This is a genomic window from Streptomyces sp. NPDC101393 (assembly GCF_044767385.1).
Lineage (GTDB): Bacteria > Actinomycetota > Actinomycetes > Streptomycetales > Streptomycetaceae > Streptomyces.
Genome location: NZ_JBIWNU010000016.1, coordinates 73,406 through 91,799, shown reverse-complemented (window position 1 = coordinate 91,799; position 18,394 = coordinate 73,406). Strand labels below are relative to the sequence as shown.

18 protein-coding genes are annotated in these 18,394 nt (G+C 72.6%); 11 read left to right on the top strand and 7 right to left on the bottom strand.

The window, feature by feature from the left end:
- The first annotated feature begins 44 nt into the window (after positions 1 to 44).
- The 4 genes from ACIRQ7_RS35225 to ACIRQ7_RS35210 all read left to right on the top strand — a co-directional run bounded on the left by ACIRQ7_RS35225 (position 45) and on the right by ACIRQ7_RS35210 (position 4,557).
- Positions 45 to 1,301, top strand: a complete 1,257-nt coding sequence (locus ACIRQ7_RS35225; RefSeq protein ID WP_404266606.1) for an ABC transporter substrate-binding protein — start codon at positions 45 to 47, stop codon at positions 1,299 to 1,301.
- Positions 1,302 to 1,360: 59 nt separating this feature from the next.
- Entirely contained in the window at positions 1,361 to 2,272 is a 912-nt protein-coding gene (locus ACIRQ7_RS35220; RefSeq protein WP_404266596.1) for a carbohydrate ABC transporter permease, read from the top strand.
- Positions 2,269 to 3,186, top strand: coding sequence for a carbohydrate ABC transporter permease (locus ACIRQ7_RS35215; protein WP_404266595.1), 918 nt, complete (start codon positions 2,269 to 2,271; stop codon positions 3,184 to 3,186). The genes ACIRQ7_RS35220 and ACIRQ7_RS35215 overlap by 4 nt, the downstream gene beginning before the upstream one ends.
- Before the next feature lie 336 nt (positions 3,187 to 3,522).
- Positions 3,523 to 4,557, top strand: coding sequence for an NUDIX domain-containing protein (locus tag ACIRQ7_RS35210; RefSeq protein ID WP_401475388.1), 1,035 nt, complete (start codon positions 3,523 to 3,525; stop codon positions 4,555 to 4,557).
- 144 nt (positions 4,558 to 4,701) lie between these two features.
- On the opposite strand, the gene ACIRQ7_RS35205 is transcribed toward ACIRQ7_RS35210, so the two are convergent.
- Positions 4,702 to 6,063, bottom strand: coding sequence for a dipeptidase (locus ACIRQ7_RS35205; protein WP_404266594.1), 1,362 nt, complete (start codon positions 6,061 to 6,063; stop codon positions 4,702 to 4,704).
- A gap of 179 nt (positions 6,064 to 6,242) precedes the next feature.
- On the opposite strand from ACIRQ7_RS35205, the gene ACIRQ7_RS35200 reads away from it, so the two are divergent.
- Complete coding sequence (locus ACIRQ7_RS35200) at positions 6,243 to 7,469, top strand: geranylgeranyl reductase family protein (RefSeq protein ID WP_401475394.1); 1,227 nt, start codon at positions 6,243 to 6,245, stop codon at positions 7,467 to 7,469.
- A gap of 158 nt (positions 7,470 to 7,627) precedes the next feature.
- Here ACIRQ7_RS35200 and ACIRQ7_RS35195 read toward each other — a convergent pair whose 3' ends face one another.
- The gene (locus ACIRQ7_RS35195) at positions 7,628 to 8,176 is read right to left on the bottom strand and encodes a nitroreductase family deazaflavin-dependent oxidoreductase (protein ID WP_404266593.1); all 549 of its coding nucleotides are present in this window, start codon (positions 8,174 to 8,176) and stop codon (positions 7,628 to 7,630) included.
- A 171-nt stretch (positions 8,177 to 8,347) separates the two neighbouring features.
- Between ACIRQ7_RS35195 and ACIRQ7_RS35190 the strand changes: the two genes are divergently transcribed.
- From ACIRQ7_RS35190 to ACIRQ7_RS35180, 3 genes are all read left to right on the top strand, one after another.
- Positions 8,348 to 9,058 carry a TetR/AcrR family transcriptional regulator gene (locus tag ACIRQ7_RS35190; RefSeq protein WP_404266592.1) on the top strand — a complete coding sequence of 237 codons (711 nt, stop codon included), beginning with the start codon at positions 8,348 to 8,350 and terminating at the stop codon, positions 9,056 to 9,058.
- Between the two features lie 502 nt (positions 9,059 to 9,560).
- Entirely contained in the window at positions 9,561 to 10,862 is a 1,302-nt protein-coding gene (locus tag ACIRQ7_RS35185; RefSeq protein WP_404266591.1) for a sensor histidine kinase, read from the top strand.
- On the top strand, positions 10,859 to 11,524 hold the full coding sequence (locus ACIRQ7_RS35180) for a response regulator (protein WP_404266590.1): 666 nt from the start codon (positions 10,859 to 10,861) through the stop codon (positions 11,522 to 11,524). The genes ACIRQ7_RS35185 and ACIRQ7_RS35180 overlap by 4 nt, the downstream gene beginning before the upstream one ends.
- A gap of 85 nt (positions 11,525 to 11,609) precedes the next feature.
- On the opposite strand, the gene ACIRQ7_RS35175 is transcribed toward ACIRQ7_RS35180, so the two are convergent.
- Positions 11,610 to 11,870, bottom strand: coding sequence for a DUF6332 family protein (locus ACIRQ7_RS35175; protein ID WP_401475408.1), 261 nt, complete (start codon positions 11,868 to 11,870; stop codon positions 11,610 to 11,612).
- A 169-nt stretch (positions 11,871 to 12,039) separates the two neighbouring features.
- On the opposite strand from ACIRQ7_RS35175, the gene ACIRQ7_RS35170 reads away from it, so the two are divergent.
- Positions 12,040 to 13,230 (top strand): serine hydrolase domain-containing protein, encoded by a 1,191-nt coding sequence (locus tag ACIRQ7_RS35170; protein WP_404266589.1) that lies wholly within the window; start codon positions 12,040 to 12,042, stop codon positions 13,228 to 13,230.
- A gap of 49 nt (positions 13,231 to 13,279) precedes the next feature.
- Here the strand turns inward: ACIRQ7_RS35170 and ACIRQ7_RS35165 are convergent, their stop codons facing one another.
- The 3 genes from ACIRQ7_RS35165 to ACIRQ7_RS35155 all read right to left on the bottom strand — a co-directional run bounded on the left by ACIRQ7_RS35165 (position 13,280) and on the right by ACIRQ7_RS35155 (position 15,780).
- Positions 13,280 to 14,032, bottom strand: a complete 753-nt coding sequence (locus tag ACIRQ7_RS35165) for a maleylpyruvate isomerase family mycothiol-dependent enzyme (RefSeq protein WP_404266588.1) — start codon at positions 14,030 to 14,032, stop codon at positions 13,280 to 13,282.
- Complete coding sequence (locus ACIRQ7_RS35160) at positions 14,019 to 14,453, bottom strand: SCO4225 family membrane protein (RefSeq protein WP_404266587.1); 435 nt, start codon at positions 14,451 to 14,453, stop codon at positions 14,019 to 14,021. The genes ACIRQ7_RS35165 and ACIRQ7_RS35160 overlap by 14 nt, the downstream gene beginning before the upstream one ends.
- A 70-nt stretch (positions 14,454 to 14,523) precedes the next feature.
- The gene (locus tag ACIRQ7_RS35155) at positions 14,524 to 15,780 is read right to left on the bottom strand and encodes an MFS transporter (RefSeq protein WP_404266586.1); all 1,257 of its coding nucleotides are present in this window, start codon (positions 15,778 to 15,780) and stop codon (positions 14,524 to 14,526) included.
- 17 nt (positions 15,781 to 15,797) lie between these two features.
- On the opposite strand from ACIRQ7_RS35155, the gene ACIRQ7_RS35150 reads away from it, so the two are divergent.
- On the top strand, positions 15,798 to 17,021 hold the full coding sequence (locus tag ACIRQ7_RS35150; protein ID WP_404266585.1) for an ROK family protein: 1,224 nt from the start codon (positions 15,798 to 15,800) through the stop codon (positions 17,019 to 17,021).
- A gap of 47 nt (positions 17,022 to 17,068) precedes the next feature.
- Positions 17,069 to 17,452: a PPOX class F420-dependent oxidoreductase gene (locus tag ACIRQ7_RS35145; protein WP_404266584.1), complete on the top strand. Its 384-nt coding sequence runs from the start codon at positions 17,069 to 17,071 to the stop codon at positions 17,450 to 17,452.
- A gap of 4 nt (positions 17,453 to 17,456) precedes the next feature.
- Here ACIRQ7_RS35145 and ACIRQ7_RS35140 read toward each other — a convergent pair whose 3' ends face one another.
- Entirely contained in the window at positions 17,457 to 18,380 is a 924-nt protein-coding gene (locus tag ACIRQ7_RS35140) for a phosphotriesterase (RefSeq protein WP_404266583.1), read from the bottom strand.
- Positions 18,381 to 18,394: the final 14 nt, after the last annotated feature.

The window sequence follows — 18,394 nt, the reverse complement described above, 5'->3', positions numbered from 1 at the left end:
CGTTCAGCGGCTCGGACTCGTACGGAGAAGCGGCAGGACGTCGGATGTCCCGCCGGACGCTGCTGCGGGGCACGGCGCTCGGCGCGGGGGCCGTCGCCCTTCCCTCCGTGCTCGCGGCGTGCGGCAGCGGCCCGAGCGGCATCTCGGTGGGCTCCAACGCCTCGGACGCCGTACCGAAGAAGGCCTTCGCCGATGCCTTCGCGGCCTACGAGAAGAAATCGAAGAAGACGGTCAAGGTCAACACCGTCAATCACGAGAATTTCCAGGAGAACATCAACCGCTACCTCCAGGGCACCCCGGACGACGTCTTCATGTGGTTCGCCGGCAACCGCATGCAGTACTTCGCCAAGAAGGGGCTGCTGTCGGACATCAGCGAGCTGTGGCGGGACTTCGACGGATTCACCGACGCGCTGAAGAAGCAGTCGTCCGGACTGGACGGCAAGCAGTATCTGGTGCCGTACTACTACTATCCGTGGGCGGTCTTCCACCGGAAGAGCGTTTTCCGGGACAAGGGATACGACGTCCCCAAGACCTTCGACCAGTACCGGGCGCTCGCCCGGCAGATGCAGAAGGACGGGCTGGTGCCGTTCGCCTTCGGCGACAAGGACGGCTGGCCCGCGATGGGCACCTTCGATTATCTCAATATGCGGGCCAACGGGTACGACTTCCACCGTGCACTGATGAACGGCCAGAAATCCTGGAACAGCCCCCAGGTCAAGCAGGTCTTCGACCTCTGGCGCGGGCTGCTGCCATATCACCAAAAGGGCGCCAACGGTCGCACCTGGCAGGAGGCCGCGCAGGCCCTCGCGCAGAAGAAGGCCGGTATGACGGTGCTCGGACTGCCGCACCCGGGACAGCAGTTCAGCGCGGCCGACCGGGAGGACCTGGACTTCTTCCCCTTCCCGGAGATCGACCCCGCCTTCGGCCAGGACGCGGTCGAGGCACCGATCGACGGATTTCTCATGTCGAAGAAGGCCAAGGACGTCAGCGGTGCGCAGGATCTCCTGAAGTTCCTCGCCACACCTCGGGCGGAGGACATCTACCTGAAGTCCGACCCGAACAATGTCGCGGTCAACAGCGGAGCCGACACCGCCGCCTACACCCCGCTGCAGAAGAAAGCCGTGCAACTGGTCTCGGGCGCCCGGCAGATATCGCAGTTCATGGACCGCGACACCCGGCCCGACTTCGCGTCGACCGTAATGATCCAGGCGATTCAGCAGTTCATCGGCAAGCCGGACGACATCGACGGACTGGTGAACGACATCGAACGCCAGAAGAAGCAGATCTTCGCCGCCGGGTAACACCGCCCCACCAGGAAGTGCCGTCACCTGACCGCCCTGAAGAACGGGAGCGAAGAGCCGTGCCGCATATCCGCGTGCGGCGCGCCGGACGACCGGGAGCACGGCGGCACACCCGCCGCGACCTCGTGGTCCTCTGCGTGCTGCTGGGCCTGCCGATCCTGCTCGACCTTGCCCTGATCTGGGGCCCGACCCTCGCCTCCGTCGGCCTGTCCTTCACGACCTGGGACGGCATCGGCGAAATCCACTGGGCCGGCATCGACAACTACGACCATCTCTTCTCCGGCTACCCGCAATTCTGGCCGGCGGTCCGCCACAATCTCCTGTGGCTGCTCTTCCTGGGGGCGATCGCCACCCCCTTCGGCCTGCTGCTGGCCGTACTCATCGACCGCGGTGTCCGCTTCAGCCGCTTCTACCAGTCGACGCTCTACATGCCCGTGGTGCTCTCGCTCGCCGTGGTCGGCTTCATCGCCCAGCTGATGCTCTCCCGGGACCAGGGCGCGCTGAATGCCGTCATCGGCGGCAGGAATCCCACCGACTGGCTGGGCGATCCGGACCTCAATATCTGGATGGTCCTGCTGGCAGCCTGCTGGCGGCATACCGGATACGTCATGATTCTCTATCTCGCCGGGCTGAAATCCGTCGATGCCGGGCTCAAGGAGGCCGCCGCCATCGACGGCGCGAGCGAGCGGCAGACCTTCTTCCGGATCGTGCTGCCCACGCTGCGCCCGGTGAACGTCATCGTCGGCGTCATCACCGTCATCGAATCGCTGCGCGCCTTCGACATCGTCTACGCCGTCAACAAGGGCCGCAACGGCCTGGAACTGCTGTCGGTGCTGGTCACCGACAACATCATCGGCGAGGCGAGCCGGATCGGGTTCGGTTCGGCGATCGCCGTCGTCCTGCTCCTCGTCTCCATGGGATTCATCGTGACCTACCTCGTCCAGGAGCTGCGGGGTGAACAGAAGCGATGACCGCCCCCGCCACCACGGCCCCGTCGTCCCTGCGGCCCACACCCGTCACGGCCGCCCCCGCACCCCGCCGCGGCCGGTTCGGCGTGCACGCCTTTCTGCTGGTCGTCTCGCTGGCCTTCCTCGCCCCGCTGCTGCTGGCCGTCTACGCCTCGCTGCGTCCGTACGAGGAGACCGCGAGGTACGGCTACTTCTCGCTCCCGCGCCATCTCTCCTTCGACTACTACCAAAAGGCCTTCACCGATTCCGGAATGAGCAAGTATTTCCTGAACTCGCTCATCATCGCCGTCCCCGGTGTGCTGATCACGCTGTTCCTGGCGTCCTTCGTGGCCTTCGCGGTCGCCCGGCTGCGCATGCGGGGCGGTCTGGTGCTCCTGATGGTGTTCACCGCGGGCAACCTGCTGCCCCAGCAAGTCATCGTCACTCCGCTGTACGTCCTCTTCAACAAGATTCCGCTGCCCTATTGGATGTCCGACTCCATGACGATGTACGACTCCTTCTGGGCCGTCATCGCCGTACAGGTCGCCTTCCAGCTCGGATTCTGTGTCTTCGTGCTGGCCAATTTCATGCGCACCCTCCCGCTGGAAATCCTGGAGGCGGCGATCGTGGACGGTGCCGGAGTCTGGACCCAGTACTGGCGGGTCACCCTTCCGCTGTGCCGTCCCGCGCTCGCCGCACTCGGCACTCTCCAATTCACCTGGATGTACAACGACTTCCTCTGGGGTCTGGTCTTCCTCTCCGACGGGGACAAGCTCCCGGTCACCTCGGCCCTGAACAATATGCGCGGTCAGTTCTTCACCGATTACAACCTGCTGGCGGCCGGCTCCGTCATCGTCGCGCTGCCCACCATCCTGGTATTCCTGCTGCTGCAACGGCATTTCATCGCCGGACTCACGCTCGGCGCGAGTAAGGGATAACCGGCCGGCCGTTGACCGTTCGATGGGCCGCCGTCATATGCGTACTCCGCGGCGCCCCGGCGGGGAAGGTCCGTATGCGGGTGAGGGTTTCGTTGCTGGAGTGGCGGGGGAGCGCTTGTTAGCCGGGGGTTTCGCGGCGGGGGATGCGGCGACCGTCATCCTCCCCGTGGCGCATTTCGCGATCGGCCCGTCCACGGGATGCGTCATGTCCCCCTGGCCGGGCCGTTGGTGGAATATCGCCGTTCCCCGTCATGCGCGCGGCCCCTGGTCCCGAGCGTTTCCGTGGCAGGGTGTTGCGGGCAACGCCCGGACAGGACCTAGGGAAGAGGGGAAACCGTGATCGTCTGGCTGAACGGCACGTTCGGTGCGGGCAAGACCACTGCGGCTCATGAATTGCTGGACCTGCTTCCCGGAAGCACGCTCTACGACCCCGAACTCCTCGGCGGCGGCCTGCGGTTGATGCTGCCCGCCAAGCGGTTCGAGGAGATCGACGACTACCAGGACCTGCCGTCCTGGCGGCGGATGGTCGTGGACACCGCCGCGGCGCTGCTGACCGAGGTCCCGGGGCCCCTCGTGACGCCGATGACGCTGCTGCGCCAGGAGTACCGCGACGAGATCTTCGGCTCTCTCGCCGCCCGCCGGATTCCGGTACGGCATGTTCTGCTGCATGCGGAGGAAACGATCCTGCGGGAGCGCATATCCCGGCGGGAGGAAACACCGGGGGACACCGCGGCCAACGCGTCGCTACGGCAGTGGTGTCTGGACCACCTCGGTCCGTACGCCAAGGCGCTGGAGTGGATCACCCCGGACGCCCACGTCGTCGACACCACCCACCTGACCCCCCGGCAGACCGCCGAACAGGTCGCCGAGGCCGTACGCACCGGAGCCGGCGCCTGCGGCATCGTGCAGACACCCGAACCGACCGCGGAGACCGTCGCCGCCGGCGTCCTGCTCTTCGACGATCAGGACCGGGTGCTGCTCGTCGACCCGACGTACAAGCCCGGCTGGGAATTCCCCGGCGGCATCGTGGAACCCGGCGAGGCGCCCGCCCGCGCCGGCGTGCGTGAGGTCGCCGAGGAACTGGGCCTGCAACTCCCGCGCGCACCCCACCTGTTGGTCATCGACTGGGAGGCCCCCAAGCCGCCCGGCTACGGCGGCCTGCGGCTGCTCTTCGACGGCGGCACCCTGCCCGACGACCGGATCCGGGACCTCCAGCTCCCCGGCGCCGAACTGCGCGACTGGCGCTTCGTCACCGAGTCCGAGGCGGAGAAGATGCTGCCACCGGTGCGCTGGAACCGGCTGCGCTGGGCGCTGCGCGCCCGCGAACAGGGCTGCCCCCTGCACCTGGAGGCCGGCAGCCCGATCGGCTGAGACGCCGCCTGACGGCGCCGCGGTCCGGCCGCCGGCGAACACAGACCTCACGCCACACAGCGAAATGCCCTGCCCCGGCCGCCACACAGGCCGGGGCAGGGCACCCGGGGCGGCAATGCCGCCCCGGCCGCGCCCGACCGAGCCTCAGGCCCGGCTCTCCGCGTACCGCTGCAGGAACAGCGCCTCGGCGAGCGAGAGCCGCTCCAGCTCCTGCGGCGAGACGCTCTCATTGACCGCGTGGATCTGCGCCTCCGGCTCGCTCAGCCCGATCAGCAGAATCTCCGCGTCCGGATACAGCCCGGTCAGCGCGCTGCACAGCGGGATCGAACCGCCCATCCCGGAGGTCTGCATCTCCGCACCGTCGTACGCCTCGCGCATCGCCGACGCCATCGACGCGTAGGCCGGACTGCCGGTGTCCGCACGGAACGCCTCGCCCTGACCGATCTGCTCCACCTGCACCCGCGCACCCCACGGGGCGGCGTTCTCCACATGGGCGGCGAGCAGCTTCGTCGCCTCCGCGGAATCCGTGCCCGGCGGCACCCGCAGGCTCACCAGCGCCCGCGCGCCCGCGTGCACGGACGGCGTCGCGCCGATCACCGGCGGGCAGTCGATGCCGAGCACCGTGACCGCCGGGCGCGCCCAGATCCGGTCCGCCACCGAACCGCTGCCGATCAGGCCGACGCCGTCCAGCACCTTCGCGTCCTTGCGGAACTGCTCCTCCGGATACTCCAGGCCCTCCCAGCTCGCGTCCGCCGCCAGCCCGTTGACCGTCGTCGAGCCGTCCTCGGCGCGCAGCGAGTCCAGGATCCGGATCAACGCCGCCAGCGCGTCCGGGGCGGCGCCGCCGAACTGACCGGAGTGCAGATTGCCCTCCAGCGCGTCCACCCGCACCCGCACCAGCGTCATGCCGCGCAGCGTCGCCGTCACCGTCGGCGTCCCGGCCCGGAAGTTGCCGGTGTCACCGATGACGATGGTGTCCGCGGCCAGCAGCTCCGGGTGTGCCGTGGCGTACTGCTCCAGGCCGCCGGTGCCCTGCTCCTCCGAACCCTCCACGATCACCTTGACGTTGACCGGGATCCCGCCGTGCTCCCTGAGCGCGCGCAGCGCCGTCAGATGCATGATCAGGCCGCCCTTGCAGTCCGCGGCGCCGCGGCCGTACCAGCGGCCGTCCCGCTCGGTCAGCTCGAAGGGCGGCGACACCCAGGCCGCCTCGTCCAGCGGCGGCTGCACGTCGTAGTGCGCGTACAGCAGGACCGTCGGGGCGCCCGCCGGGCCGGGCAGGTAGCCGTAGACGGACTGGGTGCCGTCCGGGGTGTCCAGCAGCGCGACGTCCTGGAAGCCGTCCGCACGCAGCGCGTCGACGATCCAATTGGCGGCCGCCTCGCTCTCGCTTTGGGGGAACTGATCCCAGTCGGCGACCGACTTGAACGCCACCAGCTCGGCCAGCTCGGTCCTGGCGCGGGGCTGCAGCGAGGCGACGGTGTGCGCGAGCGGGCTGTCAGACATGGAACGCTCCTTGTGGGCGCGGCGTTGGGTACGTACGGAACGACCGGCGGGGTGGTGTCGGACGGGCCGGACGCACGCACAGGAATGCCCACGATCTTCCCACAGGCCATGCGCGCGAGCGCGGCCCGTAGGATGCGGGCGGCAGACCGGCAAGGCATCGAACAGGAGCAGAAGCACAGGTGAGCAGCGAGCAGGCAGCCGAGGACAACCAGCAGGCGGACGGGGAACACCGGCAGGTGTGGGACGTCGTCGTGGTCGGCGCGGGCCCCGCGGGCGCCGCCGCCGCACACGCCGCGGCCTGTACGGGACGCCGGGTGCTGCTGCTGGAGAAAGCGGAACTGCCCCGGTACAAAACCTGCGGTGGCGGAATCATCGGCCCCTCGCGGGACTCCCTCCCGCCCGGCTTCGAGCTGCCGTTGCGCGACCGCATCCACGCGGTGACGTTCTCCCTGAACGGCAGGATGACCCGCACCCGCCGCTCCAAGAACATGCTGTTCGGGCTGATCAACCGCCCCGAGTTCGACGCCGGGCTGGTCGAGTCCGCCAAGGACGCGGGCGCCACGGTCCGTACGGGCGTCACGGTCTCGCGGGTCGAGCAGCACGGCGCCGACGTCCCCGACCGGCGGACCGCGGCCGTGGTGCTGGCCGACGGCGAAGTGGTGCTGGCGCGGGCCGTGGTCGGCGCGGACGGCAGCGCCGGCCGGATAGGCGCCCATGTCGGCGTCAAGCTCGACCAGGTCGACCTCGGGCTGGAGTCGGAGATTCCGGTGCCCGCGACGGTCGCCGAGGACTGGGCGGGCCGGGTACTCATCGACTGGGGCCCGATCCCCGGCAGCTACGGCTGGGTCTTCCCCAAGGGCGACACCCTCACCGTCGGCGTGATCTCCGCCCGCGGCGAGGGCGCGGCCACCAAGCGCTATCTGGAGGACTTCATCGGCCGGCTGGGCCTCGCGGGCTTCGAGCCGAGCATCTCCTCGGGGCATCTGACGCGCTGCCGCACCGATGACTCGCCGCTCTCCCGCGGCCGGGTCCTGGTGTGCGGTGACGCCGCCGGACTGCTGGAGCCCTGGACCCGTGAGGGCATCTCCTTCGCGCTGCGGTCCGGGCGGCTCGCGGGGGAGTGGGCGGTCCGGGTCTCCGAGGCGCACGACGCGGTCGACGCGCGCCGGCAGGCCCTGAACTACGCCTTCGCGATCAAGGCGGGGCTCGGCGTGGAGATGGGCGTGGGCCGCCGGATGCTCAACGTCTTCTCACGGCGCCCCGGCATGCTGCACGCCGCCATCACCGGCTTCCGGCCCGCCTGGCACGCCTTCGCGAAGATCACCCGGGGTACGACCACGCTCGGCGAGCTGGTCCGCACCCACCCGATGGCGCGACGGGCTCTGGACCGGTTCGACCGGGCGTGAGACGGGCGGCGCCCGGCCGGGGGTGAGGTGCGCCCGCCGGGGCGGCTGCGCTCGGGCGGGCGTGCGCTGCGTGGCGCCGACGGGGCTGTTCGGGACTGTGGGGCCGGTGCGGGCGCGGTGCGGGCGGGGCCGCGGGCCGTACGGGGCGCGGTCCGGGCTCAGGACTCGGTGATCCGGAAGACGGGATGGCGGGGCGCCGCGGCGAGGAGTTCCGCGTCGCTGGAGTCGGCGGTGATCTCGCCGAAGTAGGCCTTGACCTCCCAGCCCCAGCGCCGGAGATAGGCGCGCAGCAGAGCGGGCGTCTGCGCGGGGGGCACCTCCACCGCGGTGAACGGGCGGGTACGCCGACCGACGCGCAGCTCGCCGCCGCCCGCGGCGCGCATGTTGCGCACCCACTCGGAGTCGCCGCGCGCGGAGACGAGATAGCGGCCGTCCTCGAAGGTCATCGGGTTGACGGGGACGCGCCGCCAGGTGCCGCTCTTGCGGCCGCGGACGGCGAGGTCCGCCGAGCCGGCGAGGCTGATGCCCCGGCGGGCGAGCCAGCCGATGGCGCCGTTGAGCCGGGCGGCGAGACGGCCGGGCTTGACGTAGCGGGCCGGGGCCCCGGACTCGGTCGGCGGCTGGGCCTGGCTCTTGGCCCGGGACGCGTCGTGGTCCCGGGACTCCTGCTGCTGCCGGGACTCGTCGTGCTGAGGGCTCTCGGACATGAGGGACGACTCCTTGGCTTGTATGGCTTCCGACTTCAGTTGAAGTGAGCGCCATTCCCTTTCGAGAGCAGTGCTCTCGCTTGTGAGCAGTGTGCCCGAGAGTTCTGCACCAAAGCAAGAGCACTGCTCTTGTTTTGGTGCGATGCTCCGGAAAGTGGCAGACTGCTTGCCATGACTGCGATCCGAGGTGCCAGGGAACGGGCCCGTAGCGAAATCACCGCGGCCATCAAGGACGAGGCCCGCAGACAGCTCGCCGCCGAGGGCGCCGCCAAGCTCTCGTTGCGCGCCGTCGCCCGCGAGCTCGGCATGGTCTCCTCCGCGCTCTACCGCTACTTCCCCAGCCGCGACGACCTGCTCACCGCACTGATCGTCGACGCGTACAACGCCGTCGGCGAGGCCGCCGAAGGTGCCCGGGACGGCCTCCGCGGCCCGGCGGCGGAGCGCCCTGACGTCCGGTGGAGCGCGATCTGCGCCGCCGTCCGCGACTGGGCGCTGGCCCACCCGCACGAGTACGCGCTGATCTACGGCTCGCCCGTCCCCGGCTACCGGGCCCCCCGCGCCACCACGGAGCCCGCCGCCCGGGTCGGCCTCGCGCTGATCGGCGTGGTCCGCGACGCCCACGCCGCAGGCGTACTGAAGGAGCCCGCGGAGCCGCTGCCGGACGCCGTGGTCGGCGACGCGCTGACGCTCGGCGCCGAGCTGGGCGTGGAGCTGCCGGGCGCGGTGCTGGCGCGGCTCGTCGGAGCCTGGGCGCAGCTCTTCGGACTGCTGAGTTTCGAGCTGTTCGGCCAGTTCAACCGGGTGGTGGAGGCACGATCGGAATTCTTCGAGCAGTCCGTCCTCCAACTCGCCCGCGGCGTCGGCATCGCCACGCCACGCTGAGGCGCGCCCCGTCCACCGGGGCGCCGGCCGCCCCCGGGATCCGCCCTGTCGGATCGGCGTCGGAGGGGGCCGGGGCGCGCCCGCTGAGACCGCGCCGGAAGGCCGCTCCGCGCACCGGCAGGCGGCCGCTCTCCCTGCGCCCTGGCGGGAGGGGCCACGCCACGCTGGGGCGCGCCCGGCCCGTCGGGGCGCCGGCCGCCCCCGGGATCCGCCCTGTCGGATCGGCGTCGGAGGGGGCCGGGCGCGCTCGCCGAGACTGCGCCGGGCGGCCGCTCCGCGCACCGGCAGGCGGCCGCTCTCCCTGCGCCCTGGCGGGAGGGGCCACGCCATGCTGGGGTGCGCCCGGCCCGCTGAACCTCCCGTCCACCGAACCCCTCCCGCCGAATCCCCTCCCGCCGGGCCCCGGCATCCGTCCCCCCCCGCTCGTACTCCCGCGGGAGTACGAGTGATCACTGCGCCGGGCTGACGCCGCCGCGCCCCGTCGCGGTCTAGCGTTACGGACATGGAGAACGCACGGCCGCCGTGGGCGCGGCGCTGCCTGGGCCCGGTCTGGGAGCGGTGGCTGTCACCCGCACGGGAGGAACCGAGGACCTGGGCAGGCACCCGGCTGCCCTGGCTCTCGACGCTGGCGGTGCTGATCTTCGTCATGGTCGGCTCCGGATACGCGGCCAGGAACCAGGTGGACCGCGAAGCCCTCGACCCCTTCGCGCGGGCCCTGTTGTCCGTCGGTACGGCGCTGCTGCTGTTCCGGCACCGGCATCCGCGCATCGTGGCCATCGGCACGGCCGTCACCTGCGCCGTCTACTTCGCGGCCGGCTATCCGTACGGACCGGTCTTCCTGATCATCGCGCTCGGCACCTTCGCCGCGATCGTCGCCGGATACCGCAAGGTGGCCTGGTGCGCGCTCGGCGGGCTGTGGGCGAGCCATCTCCTCGTCGCCCACTGGCTCTACCACTGGCTGCCGCCGCACAAGGGGCCCGAGCCCTGGGGGCAGGAGTGGTTCATCACCGCCGTGGTGGTGGCCGTGGTGGCCGTCTCCGAGCTGGTGCGGGTGCGCCGCGAACAGCTCGCGAAGGTGCGCGCCGAGCGGGCCGCCGCCGAGCGGCGCCGGGCCGATGAGGAGCGCCTGCGCATCGCCCGGGAACTGCACGACGTCCTCGCGCACAGCATCTCCGTCATCAACGTCCAGGCGGGCGTCGGACTGGCCCTGCTGGACGACGACCCCGAGCAGGCGCGGGCCGCGCTGACCACCATCAAGTCCGCGAGCAAGGAAGCGCTGGGCGAGGTCCGCCAGGTCCTGGACACGCTGCGCACCCCCGGCGACGCACCGCGCTCACCGGCACCCGGTCTGGACCGGCTGCCCGAACTCACCGAACAGGCCCGGGGCGCCGGGCTCACCGTGGACGTCACCACCGAGGGCCACCGGGCCGCCCTGCCGCCCGGCGTCGACCTCGCCGCCTTCCGGATCGTCCAGGAGGCGCTGACCAACATCGTCCGGCACTCCGGCTCCCGCACCGCCCGGGTCCTGCTCCGTTACGCCCCCGGGACGCTGGAGATCAGGGTCGACGACGACGGCCCGGCGACCTCCGGCACGGGGGAGCCGTCCGGCGGCGGAAACGGCCTGATCGGGATGCGGGAACGGGCCGCCGCGCTCGGCGGCACCGTCGAGGCCGGCTCCCGCCCGGACGGCGGCTTCCGGGTCGCGGCGCGCGTGCCGCTGGCCCGTGCGCAGGATCCGGAGGGCCCGGTCCGGCCCGCCGGTGCGGATACGGTGACCCCGACCGCCCCCGAGGAGGAGTCGTGATCCGGGTACTGCTCGCCGATGACCAGCTGCTGGTCCGGGCCGGTTTCAAGGTGCTGCTGGACTCCCAGCCCGATATCGAGGTGGTCGCAGAGGCGGCCGACGGGGAGCAGGCGCTGTCCGCGGTCCGTGAACACCGCCCCGACATCGTCCTGATGGACATCCGGATGCCGGTCGTGGACGGCTTGGTCGCCACCCGCCGGATCACCGAGGATCCGCAGCTGGCGGAGGTGAAGGTCGTCATGCTGACCACCTTCGAGCTGGACGAGTACGTCTTCGAGGCGATCCGCTCCGGCGCCTCCGGCTTCCTCGTGAAGGACACCGAACCCGAGGAGCTGCTGCGGGCCGTGCGGGCCGTGGTCGACGGTGACGCGCTGCTCTCCCCCGGCGTCACACGACGGCTGATCGCCGAGTTCGCGGCCCGTTCCAAGGAGCCGGCGGCGGCCGGTGCGCTGGCCGAACTCACCGAGCGGGAGCGGGAGGTGATGGCGCTGGTCGGTATCGGGCTCTCCAACGCGGAGATCGCCCGCCGACTGGTCGTCAGCCCGCTGACGGCCAAGACCCACGTCAGCCGCACCATGGTGAAACTGGGCGCCCGCGACCGCGCCCAACTGGTGGTGCTGGCCTACGAGTCGGGGCTGGTGCGCCCCGGGTGGCTGGGCTGACGCCCGAGGTGCGTCCGTAAGGTCCCGTGCTCCGCCCGGAGGGGGGAGTGCGCTCCGGGGCCGGGCACCGCGACGTGGGCGGGTCTCAGGGACCCGCGCCAGGGCGTGTCCTGGCGGGCTGCCACCGCAGCACCTGCAGTAGCCGGGCGAGGAAGACCGCCAGTCCGAGGACGGCGCTCGCCGCTGTCCAGGGGGCCTCCCAGGGCCTGGGCAGCAGCCCGGTCCACAGCGCCGGGCTCGCCGCCAGCAGGAAGCCGATGCCGCCCGCGAACGAGGCGGTGACCAGCGCGAACATGATCTCGACCGTGACGGCATCGCGTTCGGCCCGGGTCCGGGTCGGTGACATGGCGGCGATTCTGCCAGGTTCATGCCTGAATGCGCCCGGGAGTTGTCCTTTCTCCCCCTCCGGCTCCCGGGGGTGATTTCCCCGGCAGGCGAGTCGCGCGGGGGGAATGTCCGCGCGGGTGCGGCGGTTGGCGACTCCGGCAGATCAAATGATCACGGAGGAGGCAGGGATGGCGAGCGACACCACAGCACAGGAAACGGTGGCCGGGCGCGGGGCGGCGGCCGCTGTCCAGGGGACGGTCGCAGAGGGCTTCGAGGGCGTACGGGAGGAGTTGGCGGCGGTGGTCGCCGCAGAGCCGCACGATCCGGGCGTGCAGCTCGTCGCGTATGTGCACGGGCGGCAGGTGGTCGACCTGTGGGCCGGCGAGGGCATGACGGGGGAGGCGCTGACCGCCGGCTACTCCCTCACCAAGGGCATGGCCCACCTGGTCGTCGCCCTGCTGGTGCAGGACGGTGTGCTCGCGCTCGATCGCGAAGTGGCCTACTACTGGCCGGAGTTCGCCGCCGAGGGCAAGGGCGCGATCACGCTGCGGGAGCTGCTGTCCCACCGTGCGGGAGTGATCGGGGTACTGGGCGGATTCCGCCCGGAGGAGCTGGCCGACGACCGGCTGCTGGCGCAACGGCTGGCGGGGATACGTCCCTTCTGGGAGCCGGGTGCGGGCTTCGGCTATCACGCGCTGGTGATCGGGGCGCTGACCGGCGAGGTCGTGCGGCGGGCCACCGGCCGGTCGATCCAGGAGCTGTACGAGGAGCGGGTGCGGGCGCCGCACGGTCTGGACTTCTACCTCGGCCTGCCCGAGGACCGGATCTCCCGCTATGTCGACATCCTGCCGAGCCTGCCCACCCTCGAGCAGAGCGCCGCGCTGGCGGCCGCGGCGCCCGGTCCCGAGAGCCTGACCGGGATCGCCTTCAACCGCAATGCCACCCCGCCCACGGACCTGCTGGAGCTCGGCAACGACCGCAGGGTGCACGCCCTGGGCCCGGCCTCGGTGGGCGGCGTGGGCAACGCACGCGGACTGGCTGCCGCCTATGCCGCCGCCATCGGTGAGCTGAACGGCAGGGCGCGGCTGCTGACCCCGGCCACCGTCGCGGAGTTCTCCCGGCGGCATTCGGCGGGCACGGACCTGGTCACCGGCGAGGAAGGCCACTTCGGCCTCGGCTTCGAGGCGCTCGGGGTGACGCACCCGTTCCTGGGCGAGGACGCCTTCGGGCACAGCGGTGCGACGGGCTCACAGGCGTTCGCGGATCCGCGCAGCGGTGTGGCCTACGCCTACCTGCGGCGGCGCTTCGCCTTCCCGCCCGGCGGCGGCTCCCCCGAGAACTCCCTGCTGGGCGCGGCGGTGGTGCGGGCGGCCGGCTGAGGCGACGGCCCGGCGGATGCGCCCGCATCCGCCGGGCCGGGGCCCGTGCTCAGATACCGCCGTGCTCCTGCCACAGCCCGCTCAGCGCCGTATCGCCGGTGACGGTGAGAGTGTCCCAGGGCAGGCGGTTCCACAGGGCGAGATAGAGCTCCTCGGCCCGTCCCTCGATCGTGCAGTCCGCGCCGGCGTCGCCGTCCGCCGCTCCCGCGGCGCGGCGCTCCGCGCGCGGCGGGGCCTCGGAGAGGTGCACGGTCCATTCCGCGGCGACCGAGTCCGTGGCCCGGACCCGCACGGTCCGGGGTGTTGCCGTACGCAGCCGGCTGCGGTCGCCGGCGTGGAACGAGAGGAGTTCGTCGATGCCGTCGGCGGCGAAGGCCGAGGGCAGGGGGGTGAGCGAGGCGCCGAGGGCCTGCTGGGCGTCCGCGCGGTGCACCGAGGTCTCATGGGCCTGGCGGCGCGCCCAGAACGCCAGCGGGGTCGGGGCGGGCAGGAAGGTCCAGGCCTCCAGGTCCTGTGGGGCGCTGTCGAGTGCGATCACGAGGCGGTGGTGGCCGTCCCGCAGCCAGCCGGGCAATTCCTTGTCGGCCAGCTCCGGAGCGGCCGGGGGGCGCCCGGCCTCCTGGATGCCCTTCGTCACATAGTCCGTCGCCCAGCGGTGGATACGACCGACATGGGTGACCAGATCCCGCATCTGCCACTCGGGACAGGCCGGAATCCGGGCATCGGGCCCGGCCTCCTCCGCGGCGTCGGCGAGCAACGCTCCGTCCAGTCGCAGCGTTTCGACGAACTCAATGATCTCCATGCCGACGAGTGTGCCAGCCCGCACTGACAGCCGATCCCCGCGGGCTGCCTCCGCGGCTTCGCGGGGCCCGCCGGGCCAGGCCGAGCAGCAGCGCGTTGACCAGCGCGGCGGCAACCGTCGCCGCCGCCAAGTAGCCATCGGGAGCTGCCGATTCGCCCCATACGGCGTCCCCCGCGAGCAGCAGCGGGAAGACCGTGGGGGCGGTGAGCAGCAGCGCCCCCACCCCGGCGAACGAGGCGTCGGCGTGCGCCGAGGCCAGGCCGACGGCCGCCGCGAACAGTGCGGCGGCGGCCACCAGCGCCAGATAGCCGAGTGATACCGGATTACCGAAGATCAGCCGCGCGAGTCCGCGCAGGCGGTGCGACCGGCCTCCACCGGCCTGTCGCCGCGGATCGGCGTCCCGGTGTGCGTCGTCGCGCATTCCCGTCGGCCCCTCCGCGGATCCTGCCCGCCGGGGCGCGCCGGCCGAGCGGCTCTCCCCGGCCCGTACGTCACGCCCGGACCCCATGATGCGCCGTGCGGGTCGCATACGCGAGGAGCACGGCGACGGCGGCGAGCAGGGCGAGTGTCGTCAGGGCGGTGGGCAGGGTGAACTCCTGGGCCAGGAAGCCGATCGCGGGCGGGCCGAGGAGCATGCCGCCGTATCCGACGGTGGAGGCCGCGGCGACGCCGTCCGGCCCGGCGGACTCGCCGGCGCGGGCGATGGCGATGGGGAAGATGTTGGCCAGCCCCAGTCCCGCGACGGCGAAGCCGAGGCAGGCCGCCCAGGTGGTGGGCGCGAGCGCGCCGAGCAGCAGGCCGGCGGTGGCCGTGCTGCCGCCCGCGATGAGCGCGCGGGCCGGTCCGAAGCGCTGCACCACGGCGGTCCCGGACAGCCGGCCGACGGTCATCGCCAGCGCGAACACGGCGTAACCGGCGGCGGCCGTGCCGGGCCCCGCGTCCAGGTCCTGGGAGAGGTGCAGCGCGCCCCAGTCGGCCATCGCGCCCTCGCCGTACGCGGTGCACAGCGCGAGCAGCCCGAATCCGAGCACCAGTGGATCCGGGCGCCCGCGGCGGCGCCCGCCGTGCGGCGCCCCGCCGGCCTCCGGGGTGGTGCGGGGCTCGGGGGCGGGCAGGTGCTCGGGGGGCGCGGGCAGCGGGTGCGCGCGCAGCGAGCGTCCGGCGACGCCCGCGACCAGCAGGCCGATCGCGGCGAGCAGCAGGAGGTGTGCCGTGGGGGAGAGGCTGCCGGCGATCAGGGTGCCGAGGCCCGCGCCGAGCATGCCGCCGAGGCTGAAGGCGGCGTGGAAGCCGGGCATCACCGGGCGGCGCAGGACGGCGATGAGATCGACGGCGGCGCTGTTCATGGCGACGTTGAGCGAGCCGTAGGCGGCGCCGAACACCAGCAGGACCAAGCCGAGCGCGGGCGCCGAGTGGGTGAGCGGGGGCAGCGTGATGCCCAGCGACAGGGCGAGGGCGGAGACGAGGGTCACGGCCGGGGTGCCGAAGCGGCGGCACAGCCGTCCGGTGAGCATCATGAAGGCGACCGCGCCCGCCGACACGCCGAGCAGGGCGAGGCCGAGGGCGCCCGCGTCGGCGCCGGTCTGCGCCTTGATCGCGGGGATACGGACGACCCAGCCGGCGAAGAGGAAGCCGTCCATGGCGAAGAATGCGGTGAGCGCGATGCGGTGGCGGACCAGGCGCGGATCGGTGCGGGCGGGGCCGGGATCCCCCGCCAGGGCCGCCCGTATTTTGTTCAGCGTGGGCACAAAGTCAGAATAGGGGGGTGACCCAGACTCGGACAACCAGGCTGGAGCGGGGCCGCGGCGCCCTCGGACCCGCACTGGAGCTCGTACACACCGGCCGCGCGCCCACCCGCGCCGTCCTCACCTCAGAACTCGGCGTGACGCGCGCCACCGCGGGAGCGGTGGCCGCCGAGCTCGAAGCGCTCGGACTGATCACCGTCGACTCCCGGCCGACCGCCGCCGCCGGCTCCCAAGGGAGGCCCTCCCACCGGCTCTTCGTCGACGCACGCGGCCCGGTCGTCCTCGCCGCGCAGATCCACGCCGACGGCTTCCGCGTCGCGCTGGTCGGGCTCGGCGGCCGGATCGTGGCGACGGCCACCGGCTGCGGCACCATCCCGGCCGACCCGGCCCATGTCCTCGCCGACGCCGTCGCGGCCGGCTCGGCACTGCTGCAGGAGACCGGCCGGCGCTGCCTCGGCGCGGGCCTCGCGGTGCCCTCCGCCGTCGCCGAACCCGACGGCGAGGCACTCAATCCGCTGCACCTCGCCTGGCCGTCGGGCGCCCCGGTGCGTGAGCTGTTCCTGCGTTCGCTGGCCGACGCCGGGATCCCCGGCGTGACCGAGGCGATCGGCTTCACCGGCAACGATGTCAACCTCATGGCGCTCGCCGAACACCGCCACGGCGCCGGACGCGGCGCCCGCGACCTGCTCTGCGTGGCGTCCGGCCACCGCGGCGTCGGCGGCGCGCTGGTGCTCGACGGCAGGCTGCACAGCGGGAGTTCGGGCCTCGCGCTGGAGGTCGGCCATCTGACCGTCAACCCCGAGGGCGCGCCCTGCCACTGCGGCAGCCGCGGCTGCCTCGACGTCGAGGCGGACCCGCTCGCCTTCCTCGGCGCGGCCGGACGCGAACCGGGCCCCGCGGTCTCGCTCCTCCAGCAGTCCGCCGACCTGCTGCGCGAGGAGTACGCGGACGACGCCGCCGTACGCGGGGCCGCCGATCTCCTCATCGACCGGCTCGGGCTCGGGATCGCCGGACTCGTCAACATCCTCAACCCCGACCGCATCATCCTCGGCGGGCTGCACCGCGCCCTGCTGGAGGCCGACCCGGAGCGGCTGCGCGCGGTGGTCGCCGACCGCAGCCTGTGGGGCCGCAGCGGCGGGGTGCCGATCCTGCCGTGCAGCCTCGACCACAACAGCCTGGTGGGCGCGGCGGAGCTGGCCTGGCAGCCGGTCCTCGACGACCCACTGGTCGTGCTGGACCGCTGAGCGACCGCTGAACGGAGCGGCCGGGGCAAGGCCGTACGCTGCGCCCCATGATTCCCGACGCGATCGCCCGCAGCTCCTACGTCAGCCTCGTCACGCACCGCAGGAACGGCATCCCGGTGGCCACCCCCGTATGGGCGGTGGCCGAAGGGGACGAACTGCTCGTGTGGACCCGGGACGACAGCGGGAAGGTGAAGCGGCTGCGCAACGACACCCGGGTGACCGTCACCCCGTGCGATGTGCGCGGCGGCATCGCCGAGGGCGCGCAGGTGGCCGAGGGCACCGCCCGGCTCCTGGAGGGCGCGGCCGCTCTCGGCCGGGTGCGCAAGGCGATGGCGCGCAAATACGGGCTGCGGTTCCGGCTGCTGGACACCGGCGGCGCACTGCTGCGGCGTGGCAAGCGGCCGCATGTGGGGATCGCCGTCGCGCTCTGAGCGCTCACCCGCCCGCTGCCGGTGCCCAGTCCGCGGCGAACGCGCGGGCCGGGTTGGCGGTCAGGAACTTCGTCACCAGGTCCTCGCCCAGGGTGAGTTCGAGCCGCGCCCGGTGGCGGCGCAGCAGATGCGGCATGCCGGGGCCGCCGTTGACCGACCGGGCGGCGGCCGTCGTGGTGTCGCAGCCGAGCAGGATCCGCTCGCCGTGGCCCGCTTCGGCGAGCGCGGCCAGCGCTTCGGGCAGCCGCCAGTCCGTCGCGTGGTGGGCGCGTGAGGGGCCGTCGAAGGCCAGATACGCGCCGGACTCGGCGGCCTGCCGGTGCGCGATGAGGTCCGGCGCGCGGTTGAGGTGACCCAGGATCACCCGCTCGGGCGGGACGCCCCGTTCGCCGCAGAGCAGGTCGAGCACGTCCGGTGCCGCGGTGCCCTGCTCCAGGTGGACGCCGATGGCGGCCCCGGTGGCGCGCTGCGCCTCGGCGGCGGCCGCCATGGTGTGCCGGGCATGCCGGTCCAGGCCGTGGAAGCTCCCGGCCACCTTGATCATCCCGGCGCGGACGCCGGTCCCGCCGATCCCCTCGGTCAGCTCGGTGACGAACAGCTCCGCCGCATCCGGCATGATCCGCTCCAGAACCTCCGGGGCGTACTGCGCCGCCTGGTGCAGCCCGGTCGCGGCGACGAGGTGCACCCCCGACTCCCGTGCCAGCCGCGGCAGTTCGGCGGCCCGGCGGCCCATGCCGTGCGGGGTCCACTGGATGACCGCGCCGCCGCCGGCCGCGCGGAAGGCGTCCAGCTCGCGGGCCGCGGCCCCGGCGTCGTCCAGCTCCTGGCCCGGCAGTTGGGGGCTGCGCAGGAAGAGGTGGTCGTGCGCGTCGCAGATGCCGAGGAGGGCGGGCGCGAGGTCGCCGAGCACGGTACGGACGCTGCCCACGGGGGCGCCGCGTC

Bases quoted from the DNA above. Each gene is read 5' to 3' on its own strand.
- ACIRQ7_RS35225 (WP_404266606.1), top strand. From the start codon at position 45: ATGTCCCGCCGGACGCTGCTGCGGGGCACGGCGCTCGGCGCGGGGGCC.
- ACIRQ7_RS35215 (WP_404266595.1), top strand. From the start codon at position 2,269: ATGACCGCCCCCGCCACCACGGCCCCGTCGTCCCTGCGGCCCACACCC.
- ACIRQ7_RS35205 (WP_404266594.1), bottom strand. From the start codon at position 6,063: ATGTCTGACAGCCCGCTCGCGCACACCGTCGCCTCGCTGCAGCCCCGC.
- ACIRQ7_RS35195 (WP_404266593.1), bottom strand. From the start codon at position 8,176: ATGTCCGAGAGCCCTCAGCACGACGAGTCCCGGCAGCAGCAGGAGTCC.
- ACIRQ7_RS35190 (WP_404266592.1), top strand. From the start codon at position 8,348: ATGACTGCGATCCGAGGTGCCAGGGAACGGGCCCGTAGCGAAATCACC.
- ACIRQ7_RS35185 (WP_404266591.1), top strand. From the start codon at position 9,561: ATGGAGAACGCACGGCCGCCGTGGGCGCGGCGCTGCCTGGGCCCGGTC.
- ACIRQ7_RS35175 (WP_401475408.1), bottom strand. From the start codon at position 11,870: ATGTCACCGACCCGGACCCGGGCCGAACGCGATGCCGTCACGGTCGAG.
- ACIRQ7_RS35170 (WP_404266589.1), top strand. From the start codon at position 12,040: ATGGCGAGCGACACCACAGCACAGGAAACGGTGGCCGGGCGCGGGGCG.
- ACIRQ7_RS35165 (WP_404266588.1), bottom strand. From the start codon at position 14,032: ATGGAGATCATTGAGTTCGTCGAAACGCTGCGACTGGACGGAGCGTTG.
- ACIRQ7_RS35160 (WP_404266587.1), bottom strand. From the start codon at position 14,453: ATGCGCGACGACGCACACCGGGACGCCGATCCGCGGCGACAGGCCGGT.
- ACIRQ7_RS35145 (WP_404266584.1), top strand. From the start codon at position 17,069: ATGATTCCCGACGCGATCGCCCGCAGCTCCTACGTCAGCCTCGTCACG.